This is a genomic window from Frigoribacterium sp. RIT-PI-h, assembly GCF_001297205.1.
In the GTDB taxonomy this organism is placed as follows: Bacteria; Actinomycetota; Actinomycetes; order Actinomycetales; family Microbacteriaceae; genus Frigoribacterium.
Genome location: NZ_LHOZ01000069.1, coordinates 1 through 21,117 on the forward strand (window position 1 = coordinate 1; position 21,117 = coordinate 21,117).

Sequence of the window (21,117 nt, forward strand, 5' to 3'; positions counted from 1 at the left end):
CCGAGGGCGGCGCGGAGGCGGGCCTCGGCGTCGTCGGGGGCCTTCGCCGCCTCGACGTTGGCCTCGGTCACGGCCTTGATGACCTCTTCGCGCTGGATCTTCACGCCACGCGGTGCGTCGATGCCGATGCGCACGCCGTCGCCACGGGAGTCGAGCACCGTGATGACGATGTCGTCGCCGATCACGATGCGTTCTCCGACCTTGCGTGTCAGCACCAGCATCGGGCCAGCTTACTGAGCGCGGGCCGGTCCGGCCCCGCCGACAGGCAGGAGGCGCGGGCCGCGACCGCAGGGGGCGCGGCCCGGCGGGCCCGGGGCCGCGGCCGCCCCGGGCACGGCCGCGGGAGGACGACCGCCGCAGGGGGCGCGGCTCAGCGGGCCGCGCCTCCTTCGCGCCAGCCCACCGGCACGCCGAGCAGGTGCACCGTGCCCGGGGTCGCCGTGTCGTCCTCGCCGACCACCGCGGCCGCGACCACGGGCGCGACGGCCCGGACGGCCTCGACCCAGCGGGCCGTGTCGTCGTGCTTGCGGCCGACGTCGACCGCGACCCAGACCTGGTCGGCGGCGATCGCCTCGAGGGTCGCGGGGGCGGCGGCGCCCCAGGCGAGGGCCGTCACGACGGCCGAGTTCTCGTGCACGCCGGTGGCGCGGGCCAGGATGCCGCTGCGGCGATCCGACACGTCGACCGAGCGCAGCCCGAAGGTCGACGCCATCTGGGCGGCCACGCGGAAGGCGTCGCCGGGGCGGCCGACCACCACGACGAGGTCGCCTGCCCCGCGCGACACGTCGGGGGCGGGCGGCACACCCGGGGAGGCCACGGCCCGGGCCTGCGCGGCGAGGGCGTCGGCGGCGGCCGCGAGCGAGGCGGCCGTGCGGCGGGGCGCGGCCCCGGGCGGCGCGGCCGGGTCGGCGGCGTCACCGTCGGCGAAGGCGGTCGGGCCCGCACTCACGGCACCGACGCCGACCCCCCCACCGGCCCCGGCGGCCGGCGCGATGCCGTTGAAGGTGAGGTCGTCCATGATCGAGGCGAACGCGTCGGTGCGCGTCGACACGTCGGCCGGGGCCGCGACCGGCACCGCGCCTCCTGCGCTCGACGGCGAGGCCGACGGCGAGGCCGACGCCCCGCCCGCGCGCGCGGCGGCAGCGGCCGCGGCGCGGGCGGCGCGACGCGGGCTCACGGGCACGACCGAGCCGGTCAGCACGTCGTCGAAGCCGTCCCGGACGGGCGTGCTCGACGCGGCGGCATCCCCCGGGGCGATCGAGGCCGACCACGCGGCCCGGGGTGCCGGAGCCCCCGCCTGCAACGCGTCCTCGGCCTCGTCCGCCGAAGCCAGCAACGCCGCGATGCCCGCACGCTCGGCCGGCACCGGCGTCGTGATGCGCACCCGCGCGACGGGCAGGTCGATCGCGGGGTCGGGCACCTCGACGGTGACCTCGTAGTGCTTGCGGGCGAAGAAGCCGGCGACTCCCCCGACGGTGACCTTCTGGGCCGCGACGATGCGGGCCGAGGCGCCGTGGGTCGCCCGCACCTCGCGGCGCAGACCGTCGAGCGTCTCGCCGGTCATGACGATCGTGGTCGCCATCTCAGGCCACGATCGAGTCGGTAGCGCGGACGACGCCGACGGTCTCGATGGTCGACCCGGCGGCGGTGGCCTCCTGGTACGACAGCACCGGCAGGCCGTTCTGCTGCGCCGACACGAGCCGGTGGATGGCCGGCCGCAACGCCGGAGCGCAGACCAGCACCGCGCTGAGACCCTGGGCCTCGACCGACTGCACGGCCTCGCGCAGCGACCCGAGCACCTGCTCGACCCGGTGCCCGTCGAGCAGGATCTGCGTGCCCTGGTCGCTCGGCCGCAGCCCCTCGAGCATGGACTGCTCGAGGGTGGGGTCGATCATGATGACCCGCAGCACGCGGCCGTCGAGGTACTGCGCCGTGAGCGCGGGTCCCAAGGAGGCGCGGGCCGCCTCGACGAGTCCCTCCGGGTCGGTCGACACCTTCGCCCGCAGCGTCAGGCCCTCGCAGATCCGCGCGAGGTCGTTGATCGGGATGCGCTCCGACAGCAGGCCCTGGAGGACGCGCTGGAGTTCGGCGAGCGACAGCATGGTCGGCACGAGGTCGTCGACGGCCGGGGCGTTGACCTGCTTGACGCCCTCGGTCAGCACGCGGACGTCCTCACGGGTGAGCAGTCGGGCGGCGTTGTCGGCGATGATCGACGACAGGTGCGTCACGAGCACCGAGACGCGGTCGATCACCGTGGCGCCGGTCATCTCGGCGCTGTGGCGCATCTCGGCGGGCCCCCACTTGCCGGCGAGGCCGAAGACCGGCTCGACGGTGGCGGGGCCGGGCAGGCCGGCGAGCGCGTCGCCGAGGGCGAGCACCGACCGGGCCGGGGCCTGACCACGGCCGGCCTCGACGCCCGCGATGCGGATCGAGTAGGTGGCCGGCGGCAGGTCGACGCTGTCCCGGGTGCGGACGGGCGGCACGACGATGCCGAGGTCGACCGCGATCTTGCGGCGCAGCGCCTTGACCCGGCCGAGCAGGTCGTCCGACGCTCCCCCGACCATGTCGACGAGATCGGGTGCGAGCAGGATCTCGAGGGCGTGCACCCGCATCTGCTCGAGCAGGTCGTCGGTCGTGTCGGTGGGGGCGACGACCGCCGCCTGCTGCTCTGCGAGGGCCGCGCGCGCCTCCTCGGCCTTGGCGGCCACGCCGAGCCGGTGGGCGACGACCAACAGCGCCCCGCCGATCAGCAGGAAGGCGACGATCGGCATGCCCGGGATGAAGCCCATGCCGATGGCGGCGGTCCCGGCCACGGCGAGCGCGATGCGCGACTGCCCGAGCTGCGACGCGGCCTGCGCGCCCATCTCGGTGTCGGCGCCCGAGCGGGTGACGATCATGCCGGTCGAGACGGCCATCAGCAGCGCGGGGATCTGCGTGGTCAGGCCGTCGCCGATGGTGAGCAGGCCGTAGTGCGAGAGGGCGTCGCCGATGGCCATGCCGTTCTGCAGGGCGCCGATCGCGATGCCGCCGACCAGGTTGATGATGATGATGATGATGCCGGCGATCGCGTCGCCCTTGACGAACTTCGACGCACCGTCCATGGCGCCGTAGAAGTCGGCCTCGGCGCTGACGTCGGCGCGACGCTGCTTGGCGACCTCGTCGGTGATCAGGCCCGCGTTGAGGTCGGCGTCGATGGCCATCTGCTTGCCCGGCATGGCGTCGAGGGTGAAGCGCGCGCCCACCTCGGCGACGCGCTCGGCGCCCTTGGTCACGACCACGAACTGGATCACGACGAGGATCAGGAAGATCACCGACCCGATGATGATCGAGCCGCTCACGGCGACGTGCCCGAACGCCGCGATGACGTCGCCCGCGCAGCCGTCGCCGAGCACGAGGCGCGTCGAGGCCACGTTGAGCCCGAGGCGGAACAGCGTCGCGACGAGCAGCAGCGACGGGAACACCGAGAAGTCGAGCGGCTTCTTGACGAACAGCGTCGTCAGCAGGATCACCAACGCCAACAGGATGTTGAGGATGATCAGCACGTCGAGCAGCGGCGCGGGCACCGGCACGACGAGCAGCAGCACGATGCCGACGATGCCGACCGGGACGGCGAGCTTGGGCAGGGTGGACTTCATCGGGTGCCTCCAGAGGTGGCGGGGCGGACGGAGCGGGAGAGCGCAGGAGGCGCGGGGCGGGACGGCGCGGAGGTCGCATCGGTCGCGGTGCCGGTCGCGGCCTCGCGGGCGATGCGGAGGCGGCGGGGCACGGCGTCGGCCTCGAGCGACTCGGGCGCGAGGACGCCGGCCACCTCGTCGGCCGTGGTGACGCGGGGCGGCGTGTGCGTGCCCTTCAGCGTGCCGCGGGCCTTGAGCGCCATGACGAAGGTGAGGACGCGGGCGACCGGCGTGTAGAGGTCGACGGGGATCTCCTCGCCCAGGCCGCAGGCGGCGTGCAGGGCGCGGGTCAGGGGGACGTCGACGACGAGCGGCACGCCGTCGGCGGTGGCCTGCTCGCGGATGCGGGCGGCGACGGTGCCGGCACCCTTCGCGACGACGCGCGGCGCCGACTTGCCGGGTTCGTACTTCACGGCGACGGCGTAGTCGGTCGGGTTGACCATGACGACGTCGGCGTCGGCGATGGCCCCGATCATGCGGTTGCGGCTCATCGCGAGCTGACGGGAGCGCCGCTGCGACTTGACCAGGGGGTCGCCGTCGCTCGACTTGTTCTCGTCCTTGACCTCTTTCTTGGTCATGCGCGTCTTCTTGCGGTTGCGACGCATGACGACGAAGACGTCGGCGAAGGCGAGCAGCAGGCCGGCCGCGATCGCGGCCTTGATCAGGATGCCGGTGCCGACCTTCGCCTCGGCGAGCACGGCCGAGACGCTGAGGCCGCCGCCGCTCATGAGCACGGGCATCAGGCCCTGGATCGCGAACCAGAGGACCAGACCGACGACGGTCGTCTTGATCAGCGCCTTGGCGCCGTTCCACAGCGCCTGCGTGCCGAAGGTGTTCTTCAGGCCGTTGAGCAGGTTGAACTGCTCGTAGTTGCCCGTCATGCGCTTGATGTGCACGCCGCCCTGCACGATGGCGGTCGCGAGCACGGCCACGCCGACGACCGCGAGCATCGGTCCGATCGTCGCCCCCATCGAGCCCGCGCCCTGCATCAGCTCGGTGACGACGGTGGACGAGTCGGGGTGCGTGATCGCCTGGCGGATCGAGAACATCTGGTCGACGCCCGCCGAGGACGCCCGCTCGATGGTCGAGGGGATCATCACGGCGGCGGCGCCGACACCCACCCAAGCGCTGAGGTCCTGCGACCGGGACAGCTGGCCCTTCGAGTGGACCTCTTTCATCCGCTTGTCGGTCGCGGCCTCGGAGCGCTCGCCGGAGTCGTCCGCCATGTCAGCCCACCCCCAGCAGCATGTCGGCGGCGTCGCCGGTCAACGAGGCCACGACGCCGGGCAGCGCGAGGAAGACGCCGCCGGCCAGCATGACCGTCATGAGGATCTTGAGCGGGAAGCCCATCGCGTAGGCGTTGAGCGCCGGCGCGACGCGCGAGAGCAGCCCGAGGCCGACGTCGGCGAGGAACAGCACGACGCAGAGCGGCCCGGCGATCTGGATCGTCGAGAGGAAGAGCTGGCTGACGCCGGTCGTCAACAGCTCGACCGGACGGGAGAGGTCCATGCCGAGGCCGAGCGGGACGGCGTCGAACGAGCGGGTGAGTCCCCCGATGATCAGCTGGTAGCCCCCGGTCGCGAACATCAGCGCGAGTGCGGTCATCTGGAACAGCCGGGTGAACTGCGCGCCGTTGACCATCGACTGCGGGTCGAACGCCTGGGCGAGCGTGAAGCCGCCGAAGAGGTCGATCAGGCTGCCGGCCGCCTGCACCGCGGCGAAGGCGACGAACACCAGGAATCCCAGCACGGCGCCGACGACGAGCTCGAGCACGAGCGCCATGACGAACGGCCCCGTCTCGAGCGACACGTAGCCGGGGGTGACGCGCGGCGCGACGGCGAGCGCGAGCCCGATGCCGAGCATGGCCTTCACCCGCGCCGGGAATGCGCGGTACGAGAACGGAGGCGCGATCACGAGGAACGCGGTCATGCGCACGGCGGCGAGGAGGGTGGCCTCGAGCCAGCTGAGGTCGAACGACACGACGCGCCCCTACCCGCCGCTGAGCAGCTGGGGGATGCGGTCGAACACCATGGTCGTGAACGACACCATCTCGCTGATCATCCAGTGGCCCGTGACGATGAGCGCGATGCCGACGGCGACGGCCTTCGGCACGAACGAGAGGGTGACCTCCTGGATCTGGGTGATCGACTGCAGCAGCGAGATCGCGAAACCGACGACGAGCGAGGTGATCAGGACGGGCGCAGCGAGCTTGCCCGTGATGATCAGGGCCTGCATCGAGAGGTCGAGGACGGCGTTGGAATCCATCAGGCACCCACCTGGTAACTCTCGATGAGGCTCTTGATGATGAGGCCCCAGCCGTCGACGAGGACGAACAGCAGGATCTTGAACGGCAGCGAGATCATCACCGGCGGCAGCATCATCATGCCCATCGACATCAGCGCGGCGCTGACGACGAGGTCGATGACGAGGAAGGGGATGAAGATGACGAAGCCGATGATGAACGCGGCGCGCAGCTCGCTGATCATGAACGACGGGATGAGCGTGAGCATGGGCACGTCGGCCTGGCTGGCGGGGTTCGGCTGGTTCGCCGAGCGGGTCATCAGCGCGAGGTCCTCCTCGCGGGTGTGGGCGAGCATGAACTCGCGCAGCGGGGCGATGCCGGCGTCGATCGCCCCCTGCAGGTCGAGGCGGCCGTCGAGGTAGGGCTGCACGGCGTCCGTGTTGATGTGGGTCAGGATCGGAGCCATGATGAACAAGCTCAGGAACAGGGCCAGCCCCGCGAGCACCTGGTTCGGCGGGATGGACGGCAGCGCGAGCGCGTTGCGCGTCATCGCGAGCACCACGAAGATCTTCGTGAACGACGTCATCATCAGCAGCAGCGCGGGGGCGACGCTCAACAGCGTGATGCCGATCAGGGTGACGACGGCCTGGCTGGGTGCCCCGTCGGGGCCGTTGATGTCGATGTTCAGGCCGCCTGAGCCGCTGCCGTCGGACGTCGTCTGGTCGGTGTCGGTGAAGTCGGTCGGCGTCGTGCCCGTGGTGCCCTCGGTGCCGGTGCCGTCCGTGGCCGGGGCGGTGGGCGCGGTGGGGGCCGTCGGCGAGACGGGTGCCGCGTTGGCCTGCTGACCGATCAGCATCACGAGGGCGGACGCCACGACGAGCGCGAGCAGCGTGACGACGACCGCACGGGCGAACCGCGTGTCGGCGAAGCGCACGGGCACGGCCACCACGGGGCGGCCCGGGGGGGCTCCGTGCAGGCCGTCGTGCAGCGTCGGGCGGACGAGCCGGCGCAGGGCGGACGCGAAGGAGGGGCGGGTCGGGGACGCGGACGACCGGCGGCCGGTCATCCGGCTCGTCCGCTGCGCAGCACGGCTGCGGCCTGACGCCACGTGTCGGGGGCGAGGATCGAACCCTCGAGCGACTTCGCGGCCCGCCCGGTGCGGCGGTCGGCCGGGTCACGAGGCGCGCGGCCGCGGAGACCGGCCGCCGCGGCCCGGCCCGCGCCCCCCCCGCGGCCGGCCCACCCGGCGGCGGGGGGCGCGGCCGACGCGAGGGCCGGGGTCGGGCGAGGGCCGGGACCGCCGAGGTCTCGGCCGACAGCACGGCGGCGAACGAGGCCGAGGGCGCCGGGGTCGCGACGGGCGCGATCGGGGTGACCCGCGCCTCCTGCACCGGCGTCGGCTCGTCGTCGGGCGTGCCCGACGGGACGAGTGTGAGAGGGGCGGCCTCGACCGGACGGTCGGCGGCGGCCAGGACGGTCACCGACGACTCGGTCACGCCGAGCACGAGGCGCTCGCCCTCGACGTCGACCACGACGACGCTCGCCTTCGCGCCGACGCCCTGGCGGGCGACGACCGAGACCTGCGACGTGGCGCGGGTGCCCGCACGACCGCCCTTCACCAGGCGCTTCTGCAGCACCCAGAGCAGGGCGAGGACGACGCCCAACGAGAGGACGACCCGCAGGCCGACGACGACGGTGTCCACGATCAGGCGATGCCGTCGGCGACGTCGAGGATCTTGGTGATGCGGACGGCGTAGTCCTGGTCGACGACGACGACCTCGCCGTGCGCGATCAGGCGGCCGTTGAGCAGCACGTCGGCGGGGGCGCCGGCCGAGCGGTCGAGCTCGATGACGGCGCCGGGTCGAGGCCCAGGACGTCGCGGACCGACATGCGCGTGCGGCCGATCTCGACCGTCAGGGCCATCTCGACGTTGTTGATGCGACCGAGGTTGCCGGTCGAGACGGCTCCCAGGGTCGGCACCACGGGCGACGATCCGCCGATCGTGCCGGTCTCGCGCAGGCGCAGGGCGAACCATCCGGCGGGCTGACCCGCGGCCGTCAGCTCGAAGACGACGGTCTCGGGGTCGGCGAGCAGGGCGTCGGCCGACTCACGGCGGCTCTCGCCGAGCACGCCCGTGCCGAGCACGTCCGTCGCGGCCTCGAGCGCGGGACGCAGGACGTCCGAGACCGAGACCATCGGGTTGTCGGTGCCCGCGGCGGCGGCGAGCTGGTCCATGTCGGCCAGCACGACCGCGGTGTCGGCCGAGACCGACCCGACGAACGAGGTGACCACGACGGACGAGCCCGCGAGGCGGAGGCCGTGGGCGGAGGCCGGGTCGACGGCCACGGCACGCAGGGGCGTGGGCGGCGGCAGCTGGGCGACCAGCGCCTCGACCGCCGCGGTGTGCAGGGTGATGGTCGTGCCGGTCATGAGGTTCCTTCTTCGGTGCCGGTCAGGGAGGTGGAGACGACGATGCCGGCCAGACGGGAGCCGGCGGCCCCGACGGCGGCGCGGCCGACGGGCTGGCCGTCGACGCTGATCTCGAGCGGTCGGTGCTGCGGGTGGGGCAGCGGCAGCAGGTCGCCGACGGCCAGCCCGAGCACGACGCTCGGCAGCACCGCGGCGGGGGCGAAGGTCAGCGAGACGCCGACCGGCACCGAGGCCAGCTGGGCGCCGAGCAGGTCCCGGGCGTCGGCGGCGTCGATCGTCGGGTTGGACTCGCCGAGCTGCGACAGCAGGACGTCGGCCGGGATCGCGACCGTGCCGGGTGCGACGCGCTCGCCGACGCGGATCTCGAACGAGGCCACGATCATGAGGTCGGACTTCTGCGCGGCCTGGGCGAACTGCGAGTTGTACTGGAACCCGCCGACGCTGATCGGGTCGGCCAGCATGGGGCCGAACGAGTAGCGCAGGTCGTCGAGGGCGTCGTCCATCAGGCGGCGCACGAGAGCCTGCTCGATGGGCGTGAAGGTGCGCTCGGGGAGCATGGAGGGCTTGGCGGCGCCGAGCATGTGGCTGACCCAGGTCAGCGCGGCCGACGACGGGAACTGGATGACGGCCTTCGCGGAGACGCCCTCGAGGGTGCAGAGCACCATCGCGGTGGTCGCCGGCAGCGACGAGGCGTACTCGTCGTAGGTCAGCATCTGCACCTGGTCGCAGCTGACCGACGACAGCACGCGCAGCTTGGCGGTGAGCTGCGTGCCCCACTGCCGCGCGAAGGTGTCGAAGGCCAGCTCGAGGACGCGCGAGTGCTCACGGGCGAGGGTGGTCGGACGGCGGAAGTCGTAGACCGCGACGGTCTTCTGCGGGCGCGTCGACGAGCCGACCGTCGCGGTCGGTGCGCTGCTGCCCGTCGGGGCGTCGAGGAGTGTCACGGACGGAGCTATCGGCCCGCCCCACCTGAGCGTTAGCCCAGGATCGGTCGTACCCCCCGGACTGGGTTGCCGTCGTCGAACTCGGTGCCGGGGTCGCGCCACCGGGCCGGAGGGGCCCGGCGGGGGTCAGTGGCCCGAGGACTCCTCCTTCTTCTCCGTCTTCTTCTCGGTCTTCTCGGTCGTCGTCTCGGCCGCGGTGCCCGCCTTCGACGTGTCACCCGACTCGGCCGTGGTCGAGGTGCCGGCCGCCTGCTCGACGGTGGGGTTGCGACCGTCGGTCACCGCGCCTCCTGCGGCCGCCGCCGCCTGCTCGAGCTGCGGCAGCAGCGCGCTCACCGCGTCGGACTGGTTCGACAGGACGACGATGTCGACCCGACGGTTCGACGCGAGGTCGGCGTCGGTCGTGCCGGTGCTGAGGGGACGCGACGAGCCGAAGCCGACCGACTGGATGTGGTCGGCGCCCACGCCGCCGCGTTCGACCAGGTCGCGCAGCACCTGGGTGGCGCGGGCGGAGGAGAGCTCCCAGTTGGTCGCGAAGGGCGCGGTCGAGCTGCGCTGGTCGGCGTGCCCCTCGACCGAGACGTCGTGACCCGAGGTCTTCAGCACCGGCCCGATGGCGTTCATGACGTTGACGGCCGTGCCGCTCAGGTCGGCGCTGTTCGTGCCGAAGAAGGTCTCGGAGCCGATCAGGCGGACGGTGAGACCGCGGTCGTCGACGGCGAACTCGACGTCGGCGCTGAGCCCCGAGCCCTCGAGGTTCGCGGCGATCGCGGCCTTGATGGCGGTCAGGTCGTCGAGCTCGCCCTGGGCCGCGACGGTCGCGGCGGCGGCCTGTTCGGCGGTCTGGGCCTCGCCCGAGGCGGCGGCCTTGCTCAGGTCGGTCTCGTCGCCGGACGAGTAGCCCTTGCCCTCGGGGGTCACGTCGGAGGCGTTCACGACGGTGCCCGAGGCCGTGTCTACCTTGCCGACGTCGGTCTGACCGAAGCCGGTCGCGAGCGAGTTGCGCAGGGCGATGTACTTGTCCTGGTCGACGTTCGACATGGCGAACAGCACGATGAACATGCACATCAGCACGGTGATCATGTCCATGTACGAGGCCATCCAGCGCTCGTCGGGGTGCTCGTCCTCGGCGTGCCCCTTCTTCTTGCGTCCGCCACGTGCCCCGCTCATGCGGCCAGCCCCTGGTCGTCGCTGCCCTTCTTCGCGCCGGCCTTGGCCTTGCCGCCCTTGCCGCTCTTGCCGTCGCCGCCTTCGAGCGCGTGCGTCGGCACCATGGCCTTGAGGCGTTCGCCGAGGAGGCGCGGCTGGCTTCCCGCCTGGACCGCCAGGACCCCCTCCATCAGCAGCGTCATGCGCAGCTCGTCGAGGTCGGCCAGCTTCTTGAGGCGCGCACCGAGCGGCAGCCAGAGGAAGTTGGCGGTCAGCAGGCCCCACAGGGTCGCGACGAAGGCCGCGGCGATCATGTGGCCGAGCTCGTCGGGCTCGGCGAGGTTCTCGAGCACGTGGGTGAGGCTGACGACCGTGCCCACGATGCCGACCGTCGGGGCGTACCCGCCGAGGCTCATGAAGAACTTGCTGGCCGTGCGGTCGGCGGCGAGGCGGGATTCCATCTCGTCCTCGAGCAGGATGCGCAGCTCTTCGCCGTCGGTGCCGTCCGCGATGTTCTGCAGCGCGCCCTTCATGAAGGGGTCGTCGAGCTTCTCGGCCTCCTGCTCGAGCGAGAGCAGGCCCTCGCTGCGGGCCTTCTCGGCGAGCGACACGACACCGTCGATGACCGACTGCGGGGGGACGACCTTGCCGGTGAAGGCGCGGGTGATCTTCTTGAAGCTGAGGATCGCGTCCTTGATCGTCGTGCCGGCGATGCCGACGCCGATCGTGGCGCCGAAGACGAGGATGATCGGGGCCGGCAGCAGCAGCCCGGCGATGCTGACGCCCTCGAGCTGGATCATGCCGAAGAGGGCGCCCAGCGCGAGGACGATGCCGATGATCGTTGCGGGATCCACGGTCAGCGTCCTTGCGTGGTGTCGGCCGATGCGGCGGGCGCGGTCGGCACGGTCGGGGCGTGGGCGGCCGGAGCCTGCACGGCGGGACGGAACTCGGTGACGCGACCCGCGCCTCCTGGACCCGACGAGCCGCGGACGATGCCGAGCTGCGGGCCGGTCGAGGTGCGGTTGCCGAGGGACTGGCTGGCCGGGGCGGTGGCCGACGGCTCGTCGTAGGCGAGCGAGACGATGCGGGCCCGGTAGCGGGCGATCATCTCGATGACCTCGGCCATCGGCTCGGTCACGACGTACTTGGCGCCGTCGACCATGATCAGGACCGTGTCGGGCGTCTCGTGGATGCGCTCGATGAGGTCAGGGTTGACAGCGAATCTGCTGTCGTTGAGTCGCGTGACGACGATCATCGGCCCGTCCTAGGTCTGTGTCTCCTGCCGCCATCCGTGGGGCAGGTGTCGCTGCTCGTCCTGAGCGGCTACGGGTGACTATCGGCCGGGGGTGGCGGGGCGTTAGGTACGGGTCGTCGATGTGTGTCCTCACGTGCGGCCGGTTGTCCACAGGCCCCCCACGCGGGTCGAACAGTCGGTATGGTGTGTGAAATTGCTCATATCGACGAGGGGAACCGCCGTGGCCGGGTACATGGACATCGATCTGGAGGCGCTGGGCGCGTTGGCGCGCGACCTCCAGACCCTGCACACCGACTTGTCGTCGGGCAGCGCCGGCGTGGCGGGTGAGGGCATCGGCTCGCCACGCCTGCAACAGGCCGTCACGGCGTTCGCCGACGACTGGGCGATCGCGCGCGGGCGCATGCTCGAGTCGATCGCGGCGGTCGGCGCCATGGCCGAGGGTGCGGCGAAGACCCTCACGCAGGCCGACGACGAGCTGGCGGCGGCGCTGACCCCGACCGACACGGCGGGTGCGGCATGAGCCGCCCGTGGGACTGGAGCCCTCTCGACCTGCCGTCCGACCCCGTGCCCGGTGACCCGACCGAGCTCCGTTCGTCGGCGGTCGCGGCTCGGGCCACGGGCACGTCGATCGAGACACAGTCGAGGAGGCTGCGTCGGTTGGCGAAGGCCGAGGGGTGGGACTCCGAGTCGGGCCGCACCTTCTCGACGTCGGCGGAGCCGCTCGCCGACGCGATCGACAAGGCGAAGCAGCGCTACCTCGACCTCGCCACGGCGCTCGACAGCTATGCGGACGGCCTCGAAGAGCTGCAGCGGCAGGCGGACGCCGCGCGCCTCGACGCCGACGAGGCGAAGGAGGCGCGGCGCACGGCCGACAAGTTCGTCGTCCCCGGCGAGACCGACCCGTTCGAGATCGACCGGCAAGAGGCCGCCCGGACGCGGGCCGTCGACCTCGCCGACACCGACCTCGCGGACGCGAAGGCGGTCATCACCCGCCTGGTCGGCACCGGAGGCGACACGGACGGCGAGTACGGCGCCCTCACCGACCAGGCGATCGCGGCCATCCGCCTGGCCGGCGACGACGAGCTGCGCGACACCTGGTGGGACCACGTCAAGCAAGTGGTTCACGACGCCCGCGGGGTGCTGGGGGCGATCAAGGACCTGCTGACCGCGCTCGCGCCGCTGCTGACCATCCTCGCCATCATCTTCCCTGCCGCCGCCCTCGGCCTCCTGATCGTCGGCATCGCCATGGCCGCTCTGACCCTCGCCATCACCCTGGCGCAAGCGAGTGCCGGCGATGCATCGTTGTCCGACGTGATGGCCGACCTGGCCGGCGTGGGACTCGCCTGCATCGGCTTCGGTGGCGCTCGGGCCATGGCGGGGCTCGTCGCCGGCACGAGGACCTCGGTGATCTCGAGCCAGTCCATGCGAAACGCCCAGCGAGCTGCCGCCCAGGCTCCTGCCCGCAAGGTGGACGCCGTCTACGACCGGGTCAGGAGGGAATCCGAAGCAGCGCTCACGCAGCGCGCCTCCTCGATCGGAGGCGATCTGGGCACCCGGATCATCGACGGCCTCGTCGGCGGCGGCGCCCGAGAGATGCAGCTCCTGCGGCGTCTCGCCGAGAACGGAGGCGGGCCGCTGGCTCAGGCGTCGTGGCGGCCCGGCGTCATCGTGGGAGTCGGGACGGGCATCCCGTCGCTGGTGGTCGACGTCAAGTCGGGCGTGGAGTCCGCGCTGGACGTCGGTGCCCTGCTGACCGACGCCTACTGGACCCAGAAGATGCAGATCCGGGTGGGAAGTCTGTGACGGTCTCGTACTCGTTGACCCTGCCCCGGGGCTGGCATCGATTCTCTCCCCAGGGCGACTTCGACGAGCAGGTCCACCGGCTGGGCCGCCAGTTCACGGCGACAGACCGGGACGCGGCAGCAGCGGTTCTGTCGAGGCAGCGATTCGGCACGGCCATGGGGCACGTTCGCGAGACGGCTCGGCAGGCCGGTGCGCTGGACCTCTTCGCCTTCGTCGGACCGAGCCGGACCGGCCTGGGGCCGATGTCCCTCGTCACGAGCGTCGTCCACCTCGGCGCATGCATCGCCGCATCTCCCGAGAGCCCCCCGACCGTCGGGGCGGCGGGATCGACGACGATCCTCGAGACAGCCGGGGGCCCCTGCCTCAGGGTTCTCGCTCGCGCGTCGACCGACGTCGGAACGTGGTGGAGGGCCCTGGCCGGGCACCTGACCGATCTCGAACCAGGTCGCGACGACGTCTCCCTGAGCTCGGAGGACGACCGGCGAGTCCTCTCGACTGCCGACGTGGGCTACGCCATCGACATCCCCGGGCATCGGGGGTCGCAGCTCATGCTGTCGTTCTCGACGATCGGTGGCCCGTTCGTCGGTGCCCAGATCGACCACGGCGATTCCATCGCGAGGACGTTGACGTGGACGTGACGGTTTCGTGGGTCGTGCCCGCAGCGCACGCGAGCGCCTTCCGGGCAGGGCGCCGTGACTCGTCGCATCTGTCCGTCCGCGAAGGCCGACTGCGCCTCCATCGGCGGAACGCAGCCCCGGGCGACCTCTTCCCCCTCGCCGATGTGACGTCAGGCGGTTGGGCCCACCCCTACGAGGGACCGCTCGCGTGGGGGGAGCCCCACCCCCTCGGGATCGTCTGGTTCCTGACGAAGGACGATCTCTTCGTCTTCCCTCTGGCCGACTGGTGGGCGGACGGCGTCGAGTGCGCACCTCATGAGGCCGTAAGGAGTTCTGGCTTCCTCGACCTTCTCGAGACTCGTGGCGTGCGCCCCCTGTTCGATGTCCAACCCGGTGGCCGTTTCGCGGAACGTGCCGGTGACGCCCGGATCATCCGGTCGGTCGACATCGATGCACATCGCCGACTCGCCACCGCCCAACTCGCACTGTCCCTGGGCGCAGCGGTGAGCTACGTCGTCATCCTCGCCCTGGCCGTGACGTCGTTCCTGCTGGCACCCGGCGACGTCCCGCCGGCGCTCATCCCGACGGGGGCAGCAGCGGTCGTCCTCGTGACGTCCGTCGCCAACCTGTGGTCGATCTCGCCGTGGCTCAGGCCCGTCCGCATGCCGTCCGGCCCACGAAGCTATGTGGCGCCGAGGTCCTCGAGGGCGCCGATTGCGGACCCCCTCTCGCTGGCACCGGGCATCCACGGGTTGATCACGTCCGACGCCTCAGGTACGTCAGCGGTCATCCGCACTGTCGACGACACCTCCCGACCGGGCACGATGCGTTTCCAGTACACCGAGAGGGGTGACGGGCGCCATCTCGTGCTGATGGACGAGCGGGGCCTGCCTCGCGCTTGCCTGCCTCTGGCCGACTGGGCGCCGACCGCTCGCGACGAACTGCGGCTGGAAGAGTGGCTGCACGATCAGGGCATCGGCGTCAGCGCGAACCGACTGGGCGACGCGCCGTTGCCTCTACCCGTCGGCGTGGAGCTCGCCCGAGCTCGTGCACGGCAGGCGCTCTTCGGCGGCGGCCCGTGGAGAACACCCTCGCCTTTGTCGGCCCTGCGCCCCTGCATCGCGTCCGGGGTGCTGCTGGTGCCGTTCGTCATCACCCTCTCCGATGGCGGAAAGATCGCGGCCGCGATCCAGCTGTCGTCGATCGCCCTCTGGGCTCTCACCACCGGGCTGGTGATCGGATTGCCGACCTGGTGGGTGCTCCGCCTGTGGATGCGCCTTCCCCGAGGACTCCGCAAGGGTGAGCGATGAGGGTCACCCTGAGACACCGCACGGCGTGGCGGACGCTGATCGGCTTCGAGGCCCATGACGGCCCCCTCCCGGGTGCTCTGCAGGACGTCCACGACCTGATGGAAGCCCAGGGAGTCACCGCGGGCATGGCACTGATGTCCGACGACGACCCGGCCCTCGTCGTGGGCTGGGCCTCGGTGTTCGTGCTCGCGGCCGAAGCCGTCACGGCCGTCGATCTGACGAGTTCGTTCGACTCCCACCCGGCCGCCGTGTCGTCGACGACGGCACGGACCCAGCACACACCGCTCGGGCAGGCCCGGAGGCAGAGCCACGAACGAGCCGTCGACATGCCTTCGGACATGACGCGAGTCCCCCGAACCGTCGTGATGACACACGTCCTCTGGACCTGGTCGGTCACACGCCCCGAGGACGGCGACACCACGCCTCCCTGGACCGTCGCACTGTCGAGCGAGTCCCCGTCGCCTCATCCGGCCGACGCGGTCATTCCGTTGGTCGACGAGCTAGCCCTCGGCCTGACGCTCGACGACACCGGCCCGGAACCGACGCCACCCACCATGCAGAGAGAAGGACCATGACCACCACACCCCTCACCACCCCTGTCACCTACCGACCGACGTGGTCGCACTTCTGGGCGAAAGCCAAGGGCCGGCTCTTCCTCATACCCCTCGCGTTCGTGATGGGCTGGTACCGGCTCGGAGAATCCGTCGTCCCGTACTTCGTCGTCCTGCTGGTGGTGATGGCGGCCGGCCTGTGGGTCTACCTCCGGACGACGAGCATCACCGTGTCCGAAACGGCGGTGGCCCGGCGTTGGTGGGGACGCACCACGACCGTCGAGTTCGACGGCTCACAGCGCGGCATCCTCTGCATGCTCAACTTCGGCGTACAAAACCTCGGGTACCTCGCCGTCCGGGACGGCAAGGGCCGCCGACTCGTCCTCACCGAGGCCAACTGGCCCGGAGAACAGCTGCTCGAGATCGCCCAGCACGCACGACTCACGATCATGCCGGCCGATCAGGTCTTCTCGGGCAAGAACGCCGCCGCCATCGTGCCCGGCGTCGTTCCCCTGACGACCCGACGTCCGGTGCTCTGCGCCCTCGTGGCGCTCGCCGGCCTGATCGCCGTCATCGTGCCGATCGCCATGCTGATGGCCGGCGCGGCCTGATCGCTCCAGCAGGACACCGTCGAGTGGACGAGATGCCGTGGCGCGCGGCGGTGCCTCGTCCACTCGACGGTACGGCAGGCTGAGTGGCAGGAGGCGCGGCGCGTCACGTGCGCGAAACAGGGGGCTGGCAGGATGTGCCGGTGACCCACGAACCCCTCGACGAGTCGCGCCCCGGCACCACCCCCGCCGCCCGCGCCGACGACGTCACCCGCACCTCCTCCGCCACCCCGACAGCGAGCACGGCCCGCGCCGCGAGCGCCGTACCGAACGCCGTCGGCAGCGACGACGCGCCTGCGCCCGAGTCCTCCCCCGCCGGCCTGCCGGACGCCGCGACCCCCGACGCCGCCGCGCCGGCTCGCCACGGCATCGACGACCCGGCCCTGACGGGCTCGATCGAGACCGTCGACTCGACGAAGCACTCGTTCCCCGAGAACGTGATGGGCGTCGTCACCGGCGTCTTCCTCGCCTCGTTCGGGCTCTTCCTGCTCAAGGAGAGCGGGGCGGTCTCGGGCGGCACGGCCGGGCTCGCGCTGCTGACCAGCTACGCCACGGGCTGGACCTTCGGGGTGCTGTTCGTCCTGGTCAACGTGCCGTTCTTCGCCCTGGCGGTGTGGAAGAAGGGGTGGCCGTTCACCCTCCGCACGGTGCTGACCGTGGTCATGCTCTCCGCGTTCTCGTACCTGCACCCCCTGATGTTCGACATCGACGGCATCAACCCGATCTACGGCACCCTCGGAGGCAACCTGCTCGTCGGCGTGGGGCTGTTGATCCTCTTCCGCCACGGGGCGAGCCTCGGCGGCATCAACATCCTCGCGCTCGTCCTGCAGGAACGCGCCGGGCTGCGCGCCGGCTACGTCCAGATGGGCTTCGACGTCCTGATCGTGCTGACCTCGCTGACCGTCGTCTCACCGTGGATCGTGCTGCTCTCAGCCCTCGGCGCCGTCGTGCTGAACCTCGTCCTCGCGATGAACCACAAGGCCGGCCGGTATGTCGGCCACACGTGATCACAACTTTCTGCCAGACTTTCGTGCGCGACCGGTCTGTTTGAGGCATTCTCGTCTCGAAGCGGTCACTCTCGTCTTGCACGTCCCCGGACGTCACACCACCTAGGAGTCTCATGTCCAACAACACCGCCATGCCCCAGTCCGCCGGCACCGCCGCGGGCTACAACGTCCTCGCGATCGTCGGGTTCATCCTGGCCTTCGTCTTCAGCCTCGCCGGCCTGATCGTCAGCCTGATCGCCCTGTCGCAGATCAAGAAAACCGGCGAGCGCGGCCACGGCCTCGCCCTGGCCGGCGTCATCCTCAGCGCCGTCTTCCTCGTCGGCGGCATCATCATCGGCATCTCGGCCTTCAGCGCCGGGATGGCACAGGTCCAGACCTACTAGGTCGATCGACCCCGGCACACCAGCCGGGGAGCACAGGAGGCGCGGTGTCTGCAGAGCAGGCACCGCGCCTCCTTCGCGTCCCGGGCGGGCGCCCCGCCGGACACGGGTTCCACCTCGGGAGGGATCGCGGACGTCGGTGGCCGCCGTTAGCGTGTGGGCATGCGACGGTGTCTCGGCGAGGTGGACGGCACACGCGCTGTGCCTTCCTCTCCGGGGCTACCCCGGGGCACGCAGATCGACCACGGCACCGCTCCGCAGGCCGGTGACCGCGCTTCGCGCGGCTCGCGGCCCGCACCGATGCACGAGTCGCCGAGGCCCCGCCGCAGCACTCCGAACGCCCCCTGCGCGCTCGCCGCACGAGCGACACGCCCGGCTCCCGCCCGCACGATCGCGAGCAGCACGGCGAACGGCCTGACAGGCACCGCGTGAGCGTCCGCTCCCCCGCCGCCGCCGCGGGCGCACACGAGCCCGATCCGGGCCCCGACGCCGCGGCGACCGCCCTCGCCGACGCCTTCCTCGGCGCGCAGTGGTCGGTCCGTGGGCTCGCTGCCGCAGCCGCCGAGGCGATCGACGGACCCGCGCGCTTCTGGCGCCCGCTGGCCCGAGACCTCGTCCGCGCCCTGCCCCGGGCACCGCTCGACGACCCCCGCACGCGCGCCGCCCTCCTCCGCCGCGACCCGTCCTTCACCGAGGCGGCGGCCGAGGCCCGGAGGCGCGGCCGTCCGCTGCGCATCGTCCCCCACGTGCCCGTGACGCAGGAGGCGCGCTCGGCCGACCCGCGCCTCCTGCGTCTCGGCCCCGTGGCCGCCGCCGCCCGCCTGCTGCACCTGACCGTGGGCGAGCTCGACTGGTTCGCCGCCCCCGGCCGGTGGCACCGCCGCGTCGAACGTGGCCCCCTGCAGCACCACCGGTACGAGTGGCGGACGCGGCCCGGACGCACGCCACGACTGCTCGAGGTCCCCGGCTTCCGGCTGCGCGACCTGCAACGCGTCGTGCTCGACGAGGTGCTGGCGGCGGTCCCGCTGCACGACGCGGCGCACGGGTTCGTCCCCGGGCGCAGCGCGGTCACGGGGGCCCGGCAGCACGTCGGGCGTGAGGTCGTGATCGCCCTCGACCTGACCTCGTTCTTCGCCCGGGTCACCGCCGGCCAGGTGTTCGGTGCCCTGCGCCGCGAGGGACTGCCCGATGCCGTCGCCCACGTGCTCACCGGGTTGTGCACGACCTCCGTGCCACCGGGTGTGCTCTCGCGCATGCCCCCGGGAGGCAGCCCCGAACAGCGGTTCGCCCTGCGTCACGCACTCGCCGTCGCCCATCTCGCCCAGGGTGCGCCGACCTCTCCGACCCTGGCGAACGTGGCGATCCGGCGGCTCGACTCGCGGCTCGAGGGGTACGCCCGGGCGGCCGACGCGACCTACACGCGGTATGCCGACGACCTCGCGTTCAGCGGCGACGGGACGCTCGCGGCGCGGGCCGACGCGTTCGTGCGGGGTGTCGGACGCATCGTCGGCGACGAGGGGCATCTGCTCAACCCGGCCAAGACCCGGGTGCGTGGGGCGGCCACGCGACAGGTCGTCACCGGCGTGGTGGTCAACCAGGGCACGAACACGGTGCGCTCCGAGTACGACCGGCTGCGGGCCGTGCTGCACAACGCCGCCACCACGGGGCTCGAGGCGCAGAACCGGGCCGGGCACCCGGACTTCGCCGCCCAGCTGTGGGGGCGCATCGGCTGGGTCGAGCAACTGAACCCCGGGCGCGGGGCCCGGTTGCGCGCCGCGTTCGCGCGCGTCCCCCGCTGACTGGCACCGCGCCTCCTGGGTGACGCCGCGCCTCCGGACGACGAACGCACCGCGTTTCGTGCGGCACACCCGGTCTCGATCGGGTGAGGTGCACGAAACGCGGTGCGAAGGGTGCCGCAGCCGCAGCCGCAGCCGCAGCCGCAGCCGCAGCCGCAGCCGCAGCCGGCGGCTAGCGCTTGAGGTTGGTGAGTTCCTGCAGCACCTCGTCCGAGGTGGTGATGATGCGGGCGTTGGCCTGGAAGCCGCGCTGGGCGACGATCAGGTTGGTGAACTCCTGCGAGAGGTCGACGTTGGACATCTCGAGCGAGCCGCTGGCCAGCGAGCCGACGCCGGGCGAACCGGGGGCGCCGACCGTCGCGGCACCCGAGTTGGCCGTCGCGCGGTAGCCCGAGTTGCCCTCCTTCTCGAGACCGCCGGGGTTCGTGAAGGTCGCGAGCACGACGCGACCGAGGCCGACCGTCGAACCGTTGCTGAACTGGCCCATCAGCGTGCCGTCCTTCGACAACGAGAAGCCCTGCAGCGTGCCGGCCGCGCGGCCGTTCTGCTCGGTGATCGACGTGGTGTTGAGCGCCGCGAAGCCGGTGATGCCCGACAGGTCGACGGTGACGCCGTTGAGCCGCAGCGACGCGGCACCGGTCTGCTTGCCGTCGGCGAAGGCCATGGAGGCGGTGGCGCCCCCGTTGCCGTCGGTCGCGGAGGCGTCCCAGCCGGCCGTCGTGCGGGTGAAGGTGAGCGTCAGGGTGCGCTCGAGGCCGTTGGCGTCGAAGACCTTGGTGTCGCGCACGATCTTGTCGCCGACCGCCGACTCGCTCGGCAGGTTGCCGCCGACCGTGGCGCTCGAGGTCGCCGTGGCCGGGGCCGCGGCGTTCAGGGGCAGCGTGATGTCGCCGAGCGCGCCTCCGTCGTTGATGACGCCGTTCGTCGCCGAGTAGCCCTGCACGATCTTGCCGTCGGACGACACGAGGCGGCCGTCGGCGTCGAAGTCGAACGCACCCGAGCGGGTGTAGACGGTGTCGTTGCCGAGGCGGGTCACGAAGAAGCCGTCGCCCGAGATCATCAGGTCGGTGGCCTTGCCGGTGGCCTGCGCCGACCCCTGCGCGAAGTTCGTCGAGATGCCGGCGACCTGCACGCCGAGGCCGATCTGCGCGGGGTTCGTGCCGCCGATGCCGGTCTGCGGGCCGCCCGCGCCCTGCGTGATCTGCGACAGCGTGTCCTGGAACTGGGTGGTCGACGACTTGAAGCCGGCGGTGTTGACGTTGGCGATGTTGTTGCCGGTGACGTCGAGCATCGTCTGGTGCGAGCGGAGGCCAGAGATGCCGGAGTAGAGGGAGCGGAGCATGGGTGCTGC

General features: G+C 71.9%; 23 protein-coding genes and 1 pseudogene. 9 read left to right on the forward strand and 15 right to left on the reverse strand.

Going from position 1 to position 21,117, the window contains the following annotated elements:
• The 14 genes and pseudogenes from csrA to AEQ27_RS16545 form a co-directional block, all read right to left on the reverse strand.
• On the reverse strand, positions 1–221 hold a 221-nt coding region (gene csrA, locus AEQ27_RS08720), incomplete at its 3' end, for a carbon storage regulator CsrA (RefSeq protein ID WP_054146296.1).
• A gap of 149 nt (positions 222–370) precedes the next feature.
• Complete coding sequence (locus tag AEQ27_RS08725; RefSeq protein ID WP_054146297.1) at positions 371–1,582, reverse strand: hypothetical protein; 1,212 nt, start codon at positions 1,580–1,582, stop codon at positions 371–373.
• Between the two features lies 1 nt (position 1,583).
• Positions 1,584–3,635: a flagellar biosynthesis protein FlhA gene (locus AEQ27_RS08730; RefSeq protein ID WP_054146298.1), complete on the reverse strand. Its 2,052-nt coding sequence runs from the start codon at positions 3,633–3,635 to the stop codon at positions 1,584–1,586.
• Positions 3,632–4,900: a flagellar biosynthesis protein FlhB gene (locus tag AEQ27_RS08735; RefSeq protein ID WP_082383377.1), complete on the reverse strand. Its 1,269-nt coding sequence runs from the start codon at positions 4,898–4,900 to the stop codon at positions 3,632–3,634. Before AEQ27_RS08735 ends, AEQ27_RS08730 begins: the two co-directional genes overlap by 4 nt.
• Before the next feature lies 1 nt (position 4,901).
• Positions 4,902–5,654 (reverse strand): flagellar biosynthetic protein FliR, encoded by a 753-nt coding sequence (locus tag AEQ27_RS08740; protein ID WP_255349758.1) that lies wholly within the window; start codon positions 5,652–5,654, stop codon positions 4,902–4,904.
• Positions 5,655–5,663: 9 nt separating this feature from the next.
• The gene (gene fliQ, locus AEQ27_RS08745) at positions 5,664–5,939 is read right to left on the reverse strand and encodes a flagellar biosynthesis protein FliQ (protein WP_043596053.1); all 276 of its coding nucleotides are present in this window, start codon (positions 5,937–5,939) and stop codon (positions 5,664–5,666) included.
• Positions 5,939–6,982, reverse strand: a complete 1,044-nt coding sequence (gene fliP / locus AEQ27_RS08750; protein WP_369813616.1) for a flagellar type III secretion system pore protein FliP — start codon at positions 6,980–6,982, stop codon at positions 5,939–5,941. Before fliP ends, fliQ begins: the two co-directional genes overlap by 1 nt.
• Before the next feature lie 310 nt (positions 6,983–7,292).
• Positions 7,293–7,619 (reverse strand): annotated as a pseudogene (locus tag AEQ27_RS18740) (FliO/MopB family protein); the annotation flags it as partial.
• Between the two features lie 2 nt (positions 7,620–7,621).
• The gene (locus AEQ27_RS18745) at positions 7,622–7,729 is read right to left on the reverse strand and encodes a FliM/FliN family flagellar motor switch protein (RefSeq protein ID WP_369813617.1); all 108 of its coding nucleotides are present in this window, start codon (positions 7,727–7,729) and stop codon (positions 7,622–7,624) included.
• A complete protein-coding gene (locus AEQ27_RS08755; RefSeq protein ID WP_369813618.1) occupies positions 7,708–8,346 on the reverse strand; it encodes a flagellar motor switch protein FliN in 639 nt (212 codons plus the stop codon). The genes AEQ27_RS18745 and AEQ27_RS08755 overlap by 22 nt, the downstream gene beginning before the upstream one ends.
• Positions 8,343–9,290: a flagellar motor switch protein FliM gene (locus AEQ27_RS08760; RefSeq protein ID WP_054146299.1), complete on the reverse strand. Its 948-nt coding sequence runs from the start codon at positions 9,288–9,290 to the stop codon at positions 8,343–8,345. Before AEQ27_RS08760 ends, AEQ27_RS08755 begins: the two co-directional genes overlap by 4 nt.
• 126 nt (positions 9,291–9,416) lie before the next feature.
• The gene (locus AEQ27_RS08765) at positions 9,417–10,460 is read right to left on the reverse strand and encodes a flagellar motor protein MotB (protein WP_200908350.1); all 1,044 of its coding nucleotides are present in this window, start codon (positions 10,458–10,460) and stop codon (positions 9,417–9,419) included.
• Positions 10,457–11,293, reverse strand: a complete 837-nt coding sequence (locus AEQ27_RS08770) for a motility protein A (protein WP_054146300.1) — start codon at positions 11,291–11,293, stop codon at positions 10,457–10,459. The genes AEQ27_RS08765 and AEQ27_RS08770 overlap by 4 nt, the downstream gene beginning before the upstream one ends.
• A gap of 2 nt (positions 11,294–11,295) precedes the next feature.
• On the reverse strand, positions 11,296–11,694 hold the full coding sequence (locus AEQ27_RS16545; protein ID WP_082383379.1) for a flagellar FlbD family protein: 399 nt from the start codon (positions 11,692–11,694) through the stop codon (positions 11,296–11,298).
• Positions 11,695–11,926: 232 nt separating this feature from the next.
• On the opposite strand from AEQ27_RS16545, the gene AEQ27_RS08780 reads away from it, so the two are divergent.
• The 9 genes from AEQ27_RS08780 to AEQ27_RS08820 all read left to right on the forward strand — a co-directional run bounded on the left by AEQ27_RS08780 (position 11,927) and on the right by AEQ27_RS08820 (position 19,769).
• The gene (locus AEQ27_RS08780) at positions 11,927–12,214 is read left to right on the forward strand and encodes a hypothetical protein (RefSeq protein ID WP_054146301.1); all 288 of its coding nucleotides are present in this window, start codon (positions 11,927–11,929) and stop codon (positions 12,212–12,214) included.
• Entirely contained in the window at positions 12,211–13,497 is a 1,287-nt protein-coding gene (locus AEQ27_RS08785) for a hypothetical protein (RefSeq protein ID WP_054146302.1), read from the forward strand. Before AEQ27_RS08780 ends, AEQ27_RS08785 begins: the two co-directional genes overlap by 4 nt.
• Positions 13,494–14,135, forward strand: coding sequence for a hypothetical protein (locus AEQ27_RS08790; protein ID WP_054146303.1), 642 nt, complete (start codon positions 13,494–13,496; stop codon positions 14,133–14,135). Before AEQ27_RS08785 ends, AEQ27_RS08790 begins: the two co-directional genes overlap by 4 nt.
• A 344-nt stretch (positions 14,136–14,479) precedes the next feature.
• Positions 14,480–15,424, forward strand: coding sequence for a hypothetical protein (locus tag AEQ27_RS08795; protein ID WP_152970247.1), 945 nt, complete (start codon positions 14,480–14,482; stop codon positions 15,422–15,424).
• Positions 15,421–15,999 (forward strand): hypothetical protein, encoded by a 579-nt coding sequence (locus tag AEQ27_RS08800; RefSeq protein ID WP_054146305.1) that lies wholly within the window; start codon positions 15,421–15,423, stop codon positions 15,997–15,999. The genes AEQ27_RS08795 and AEQ27_RS08800 overlap by 4 nt, the downstream gene beginning before the upstream one ends.
• Positions 15,996–16,586, forward strand: coding sequence for a hypothetical protein (locus AEQ27_RS17185; RefSeq protein ID WP_054146306.1), 591 nt, complete (start codon positions 15,996–15,998; stop codon positions 16,584–16,586). The genes AEQ27_RS08800 and AEQ27_RS17185 overlap by 4 nt, the downstream gene beginning before the upstream one ends.
• Positions 16,587–16,966: 380 nt before the next feature.
• On the forward strand, positions 16,967–17,590 hold the full coding sequence (locus AEQ27_RS08810) for a YitT family protein (RefSeq protein WP_235451036.1): 624 nt from the start codon (positions 16,967–16,969) through the stop codon (positions 17,588–17,590).
• Positions 17,591–17,703: 113 nt separating this feature from the next.
• Entirely contained in the window at positions 17,704–17,973 is a 270-nt protein-coding gene (locus tag AEQ27_RS08815; RefSeq protein WP_054146307.1) for a DUF4190 domain-containing protein, read from the forward strand.
• 425 nt (positions 17,974–18,398) lie between these two features.
• The gene (locus tag AEQ27_RS08820) at positions 18,399–19,769 is read left to right on the forward strand and encodes a reverse transcriptase family protein (RefSeq protein ID WP_054146308.1); all 1,371 of its coding nucleotides are present in this window, start codon (positions 18,399–18,401) and stop codon (positions 19,767–19,769) included.
• A gap of 169 nt (positions 19,770–19,938) precedes the next feature.
• Here AEQ27_RS08820 and AEQ27_RS08825 read toward each other — a convergent pair whose 3' ends face one another.
• Entirely contained in the window at positions 19,939–21,108 is a 1,170-nt protein-coding gene (locus AEQ27_RS08825; protein ID WP_054146309.1) for a flagellar hook protein FlgE, read from the reverse strand.
• Positions 21,109–21,117 lie beyond the last annotated feature (9 nt).